This is a genomic window from Pseudoalteromonas sp. TB25 (assembly GCF_000497995.1).
GTDB lineage: Bacteria > Pseudomonadota > Gammaproteobacteria > Enterobacterales > Alteromonadaceae > Pseudoalteromonas > Pseudoalteromonas distincta.
On record NZ_AUTI01000430.1, the window covers coordinates 1 to 6,300 of the forward strand.

Annotated in this window: 7 protein-coding genes; 1 reads left to right on the forward strand and 6 read right to left on the reverse strand. The window is 39.3% G+C overall.

The genetic code is table 11. The annotated features are described in order from the left end of the window. The 6 genes from L652_RS0120970 to L652_RS0120995 all read right to left on the reverse strand — a co-directional run. A partial coding sequence (locus L652_RS0120970) for a DUF6691 family protein (protein ID WP_024603632.1) occupies positions 1-197 on the reverse strand: 197 nt, incomplete at its 3' end. 3 nt (positions 198-200) lie between these two features. Beyond that, complete coding sequence (locus L652_RS1000000124685; RefSeq protein ID WP_076914943.1) at positions 201-614, reverse strand: YeeE/YedE thiosulfate transporter family protein; 414 nt, start codon at positions 612-614, stop codon at positions 201-203. A 2-nt stretch (positions 615-616) separates the two neighbouring features. Beyond that, a complete protein-coding gene (locus L652_RS0120980; RefSeq protein ID WP_024595186.1) occupies positions 617-1,876 on the reverse strand; it encodes an outer membrane protein transport protein in 1,260 nt (419 codons plus the stop codon). Between the two features lie 379 nt (positions 1,877-2,255). Next, positions 2,256-3,686 carry a sugar porter family MFS transporter gene (locus L652_RS0120985; RefSeq protein ID WP_024603633.1) on the reverse strand — a complete coding sequence of 477 codons (1,431 nt, stop codon included), beginning with the start codon at positions 3,684-3,686 and terminating at the stop codon, positions 2,256-2,258. A 36-nt stretch (positions 3,687-3,722) separates the two neighbouring features. After that, positions 3,723-4,808, reverse strand: coding sequence for a FecR domain-containing protein (locus tag L652_RS0120990; RefSeq protein ID WP_024603634.1), 1,086 nt, complete (start codon positions 4,806-4,808; stop codon positions 3,723-3,725). Continuing rightward, a complete protein-coding gene (locus tag L652_RS0120995; RefSeq protein WP_002958279.1) occupies positions 4,801-5,373 on the reverse strand; it encodes an RNA polymerase sigma factor in 573 nt (190 codons plus the stop codon). Before L652_RS0120995 ends, L652_RS0120990 begins: the two co-directional genes overlap by 8 nt. Before the next feature lie 466 nt (positions 5,374-5,839). Between L652_RS0120995 and L652_RS0121000 the strand changes: the two genes are divergently transcribed. Next, the coding region (locus tag L652_RS0121000; RefSeq protein ID WP_253951862.1) for an STN domain-containing protein at positions 5,840-6,300 on the forward strand (461 nt) is incomplete at its 3' end.

Below are 6,300 nucleotides of genomic sequence, written 5' to 3' on the forward strand. Positions count from 1 at the left end.
GGCTTCTCTTTTTTTGCAACCCATAACCATGTAAGCATCATTATTAGCATGGCAACAGCCATCACTATAATTAAGCTTGCGTCCCATTGGTTTCCATACGTAAGAAAGTTAATCACTTTAGCAGGGTTTGTCATCCCGCTAATAATAAGTCCTAAGCCAAATATAAAGCCTATAACAACCATCATAATTGCTTTCATTATTTATCCTACAAGGTTTGCTGTAATGAAGGCGACAAGCATAAATGTGCATGTTGCAACCCAAGAGCGAGTAGAAAAGCGCGACATGCCGCACACACCATGGCCACTTGTGCACCCATTAGCTAACGTTGTACCAGCGCCAACTAAAAGCCCTGCAACAACAATAAGCCAAGGCGGTAATTGCAATTCGCCTTCTAATAAAGATGGCGCAAATACCCTTACAGCCACTCCTGCCAACAACAACCCTAAAATAAAGTATAACTGCCAACGAGAGTCTGAATTTGCTTTAGCGAATACAGACTTAACAATGCCTGATATGCCCGCAACTTTTCCGTATAAAACCAGTAATAACGTACACGCTATACCTATTAATGCCCCGCCTATTGCAGCCGATACTGGGGTGAATTCTGTTATCATTTTTAAATTTCCCAAACAATAGAAACGCCTAAACCGGTTTGTTTCATTTCGATTGATAATTGTTGATTAGGCGCTAAGTAGTTAGCACCCGTTACTTTTTTTGCTGGCGAATAAAAAGCCATAGCGTTTAATTGTACCTTGTTGGTAAAAGAATGGCTAAAGCCAGTAGTAAAATGCCACTCTTGAACGCCCGGGGCTAAAATATTAAGCAAAACGTTTGATGAAGGAATAGGTTGCTCGGTATAAGATACCCCAAAACGAATTTTTTGTTGCGATGTACGTTGCCACTGATAGCCAAGCTTATAAATAGTCATATCGTTCCAGCCAAACCCAGCGCCGGCGTTAGCCCCTAAAGGTGCTGACACCAAGTTACTGATTGGATTTGCAATACTTTTTACTTCGCTGTAATTTATTTTTTGCCAATCAAATACAACCTGATTACTTGGGGTAAGCTTGTAGGCTGCGCCAAGTTGAAACGAACTTGGTAGATCAAATCCGCCTTGCTCTGCAAACAAACCTTTATAGCTATCAAACTCTTGCATAGACACTGATGAGCGGTAACTTGCCCCCCAGCTTAATGACGAATTTATATCTTGGCTAATACCTAGTTGAATGCCTAAGCCTGTGCTTGTATCGGTGCCATTATTTGTAAGCGCTTGGGGTGATTGCGAAAAAGGAGCAAAGTTTCCAAGCCCTTGCGCTTCAAACTGTTGCACCACGTAAATAGGAGATACACCAAGGCGTGTTTGTTCATTCAACTCATAGCTTACTGTTGGGCTAATAAAGAGTTGTTTTAAATCAACGCCCGTTGTACCAGCGTAAAAAGTCCCCTCAGGAGAGGATTCTGCGCCGTACTCGGTATTCATACCGCCGTTGCCATACACTAATAAGCCAATATTTACTTTTTCATTTAATTGATGGCCAATAGCAAACTCTGGAATTACAAATACGGTGTTGTCGCTTTTTTGTGTTTTTGCTTCAAGATAAAATGCGCCAGGGTAAAAAGTATCTACTTTTGATGCAGTATATTTTCGTTCAGGTGAAAAAAGCTCTAAGCCCAGTGATAGCTCTGTTCCATTAGGTAAAAAGGTTGCTGGATTATTAGCGCCAGACATTAACTCTTCTGACAGCGCTACACCTGCGCCAGCCATGCCTTTGTGGGTCATGCCATAGCCGTGAGTAAAATAACCATTAGTAGCAAATGCACTGAACGAACCTAACGCACACGTTAAAGCTAAGCCTGAAATTAACTGTTTTTTCATTTTAGTAAATACATAAAGTTGGAATGGGCGGACAATAGCTAATTTTTGATATTCTAAAAAGGAATTTAAATAGATTAGTAATAATAAAAGGTAATACGGCAATGGTTATAAAGTTAAAATAAATGAGCGTAGATTGCTATTCAACCTTAACTTAAGTTAAAAGTTTCGCTAACGTATTGAGCTGTAGTGATATTTAAGTATGCAATCGGTAGCTATAAACTTTGGTAGTAAAAGCTTGCTGGTAAAAGGAGCGTTTACGTATTAACAGCAGTTTAAAATATATTTATTAATTAACGTTGAGCTCATCCAAACAATCACTCTTAAATAACGCCATTGTATGTAAAAGCAAAGCGGTGATTAATATCACCGCTTTTAAAAATTACATAGATTCGAGCGTTTTACCGCGTGTTTCTTTTATGTATTTAACAACAAAAAATATGCTTATAAGTGCCGATAACGCATAAAAGCCATAAGCACCGGCAAGGCCAATGTTAGCCAGCATAACAGGGAAGGTCATGGTAATGGCAAAGTTAGCAATCCATTGTGCGCTAGCTGCAACAGCAAGGGCTGCACCACGAATACGGTTATTAAACATTTCGCCTAATAATACCCATACAACAGGGCCCCAACTTAAGCCAAAAAATACCACAAATAAGTTAGCCATAATCAGTGCAAACGTACCCATGTTATCGCTAAGGGCAAGTTTGCCTGCTTCATCAAGGCCTGCACTACCAAATATATAAGTAAGCGCGCTTAAGCTGATAAACATACCAATACTGCCTACTAAGAGCAGCGGTTTACGGCCAATTTTGTCAACAAGGGCAATAGCAATAAAGGTCGATACAATATTAGTCGTACCCGCTAATACATTTATAAATAGCGATTGCGACTCGTCAAACCCAGCGGCTTGCCACAGCTCTGAGCCGTAATAAAACACCACGTTAATACCCACAAATTGCTGAAATACACTCAGCGCAACACCCACCCAAACAATTGGGTGTACTTTTTTACTGTTATCAATAAATAAATCGCGAATACTTGGCTTTGTGTCGCTATGCAATGAGCGTTTTACATCGCTTATTTGTTTATCTGCATTGTCGTCTGAAATTTTGCTAAATACCGCTTTTGCATCATCCACTTTACCTTGCGCCACTAAATAACGAGGCGACTCAGGAATAAACAACACACCCACTAAAAACAGTATTGCAGGCACAAGCTCAGCCCAAAACATCCAGCGCCAAGCGGCTGTATCAAGCATTAAAATATTTTGCGCGCTGCCTGCTGCATCAGCAATTAAGTAGTTACTTAAAAACGCAGCAAATAAACCCAATACAATAGCGAGTTGTTGTAATGTAGCTAAACGACCACGTAGTGCTGGTGGCGCAACTTCAGCAATGTAAGCTGGCGCCAATACCGATGCAGCACCAATACCTAAACCGCCAAATAAGCGGTAAAAAATAAATTCAGCTGAGCTTTCGCTAATGCCCGAACCAAATGCACTAATGGCAAAAATAATCGCGGTGATGATCATAATTGCACGGCGACCAAACTTATCAGCCAGCGGCCCCGCAGCAAGCGCACCTAGGGCGCAGCCAAGTAACACAGACGCTACGTTAAAGCCCGTAGCCACACTGCTTGAATTAAATGCCTTACCGAGTGCCGACACCGTGCCGTTAATAACACCTGAGTCAAAACCAAATAAAAAGCCACCAATAGCAGCCACGGCAGAGATAAAAATTACGTAAAAAAGTGAGCACGTGTTTGATGTGTGCGCCGAGCTATTATTCCTCGGCGATAAAGATGATGTCATGATTGTGTGTCCTGATTTTTATTATTGTGTACTGTACTATATTGAAGCGCTTGGATCTGCGTAATTTAAACGAATTTTATCTGGGCTAATTCTTTCATAACTAATATTAAAATTATTATTTAATACTTCTAATAAGCCCTTAACATCGCCTGTTTTAAACATACCAGCGACTTGTACCCTTGTTAAACGCTCATCATCAGAAAGCTCAAAGTCTATATTCGTATATCGACTAATCTCGGCCATGGCATCGGCAAGAGATTCGCCTCTAAAAATAAGGCTTCCTTTACGCCAAGAAAGACTAGCCGCTACGTCTATAGGGTCTACTTTTTCAACGTGCTTAGCTATTTTACCTTTGAAACTTAAATCGAGCTTTTCACCTTTAGAAACTGCTGTAGAGTTATTTGATAAAAATTTACCAAGCTTATTTGTTCCATTTTTTTGGAGGCTTGATGGTTGCGAACTACTTTGTTCGGCAACAAGCACTTTTCCATCAGTGACTATTAATTCTATTTGTTTTTCACCCACTTCAACATTAAACGCAGTGCCTACTGCCTGAATAACTTTATCACCAGCAATAACACTTAAAGGCCGTGCCTTATCATGCGCCACATTTATATGTATCTCCCCCCGCAGTAAGTTAATTACTCGAGAGTCTCGGGTATATCTTATTTGTACAAAACTATTAGTGTTTAATGTAATTTCACTTTTATCTGGCAAAATTATGTCTTTGCTTTCACCTACACCCGTTTGAAAGTTAAGTTGCTTAGCGACAACAGCTGACCGATTAACGGGATAAAAAAATGAAAAATTAAATGCTTCTTGAAAAAAGCTAAGTGCAACAGCCAANGCACCTAACCACACAGGGAGGCGTTTTTGTCTAGATTGTGATTGCGGGAATAGATCAGATAAGCGGCTGAGTTCACCCATCTTGTCCCATAGGTGTGCAACTTCAAGTAATACTTCGACGTTTTTATATGACTGAGCTAACCAGAGCTGCAATGCGTCTTTTTCGGGTTTAGTTAAACCTCTATCGAGCTTAGCAAGCCATTCACTTGCACAATCAAGGCGTGCGTCTTCGACTGCCTTATTATTTCGTTCGTCTATATGGTGGACATTACTCATGACTACCCCCTGCACTTTTTTGTGAAGAAGAGTTAGGTTTGCCATACACACTTTTTTCAGATTGTCGCATAAACTGCGTACAACGTTTTACGCCGGTTGCTATATGTTTTTCCACGGTACTTTCACTAAGGTTTAATTGAGCAGCAATTTCTCGCTGCGAATAACCATACACTTTTTTTAATACAAACACTTTACGGCATTGAACAGGCAAAAGCCTGACAGCTTCACAAAAATTTGAAAATTCGCAATCGGTAAGCGCATTTTCGTACATTTCGTCTTTCTGATGTTCCGTTAAGAGTTGCTCTAATGCTTCCATGTTGTCGATACTATCGACTAGTCGTATATTGGCTTGCTTTTGATAATCGAGCGCTAGGTTACGCGCCGTTTTATAAATAAAAGATTTTGGTGAGCAAATGTTTTCAGTGTTTTTTATTTGACAAATTCGCACGTAAGTTTCTTGCACAATGTCTTCAATTTCATGTGGAGGCACTATGCGTGCCACTACATTTGAGAGACCTTTGCGCGAGGCCAGATAAGCCTTATAAAATAGTGTGTCTTTTGTCATTGAGTGTGTGTCTCGTGTGTGTGTGGTTTTGGCAATTGTTGTTATTGTTTTGCCATTACAGCTTAAGACGATTGGTAATAAAAAATCCGCTACTCAATTTTAAAATAAATTGTTTTTCTATTTGTAAAATTGCAGGCACTATCAATCCTTGTTGTTAAAAGCTTGTAATTTGAATACCAAGTGTACTACAGTTTTTCAAATTATTAACACGTATAGGCTAGCTCTATAATTATACGTGTTCATATAACCAATTAATTAATATAAAAATATATTTAACTTTTTTAGTTGAAACCCCACAACATTTTTTTGCACACCAAAAAATAATAAAGGTTTAGTAATAATAAGTATGGCTAGTCAAAAAAATAAATTATTTGAAAAAAATAAAAAATATTTATGGAGGAAAATAAAAAGTCACTCGTCTTCATCCTGTGTATGGCCAAAAACTATACGCATGGAATGTATACATTTGCCACTTTGTTTACCGCTATATGTGCTTGTTTTTAGCTTAGTCACCACAGAGGTGAAAGCGGGCTCGGTGGACGAAAAAGCAATGTTTAACATTCCTCGACAAAGGGCCGATTTATCGCTAATAAACTTTGCCGAGCAAGCCGATATTACTTTGCTTTTTCCGTTGGATAAAATTCAACAGTTACAAACAAATACTATTACTGGCGAGTATTCAATAATAAATGCATTACAGACTTTACTCGACAGTACCGGCTTGCAAATGCAAGTTAGCGAAGATGGGCAAATTTCTATTTTAATAGACCCTAGCTTCGAGAGAACTGACAACATGGCTAACTATAAAAAAAATGGCGTGTCCAGTGCAGTACTTGCTGTACTAAGCACAATGACAACGCTCCCTGCATTAGCAGAAACAGCAGCACAAGAACCAGAAATAATTGAAGTACGCGGAATTAGAGGCTC

Bases quoted from the DNA above. Each gene is read 5' to 3' on its own strand.
- L652_RS1000000124685 (WP_076914943.1), bottom strand. From the start codon at position 614: ATGATAACAGAATTCACCCCAGTATCGGCTGCAATAGGCGGGGCATTA.
- L652_RS0120980 (WP_024595186.1), bottom strand. From the start codon at position 1,876: ATGAAAAAACAGTTAATTTCAGGCTTAGCTTTAACGTGTGCGTTAGGT.
- L652_RS0120985 (WP_024603633.1), bottom strand. From the start codon at position 3,686: ATGACATCATCTTTATCGCCGAGGAATAATAGCTCGGCGCACACATCA.
- L652_RS0120995 (WP_002958279.1), bottom strand. From the start codon at position 5,373: ATGACAAAAGACACACTATTTTATAAGGCTTATCTGGCCTCGCGCAAA.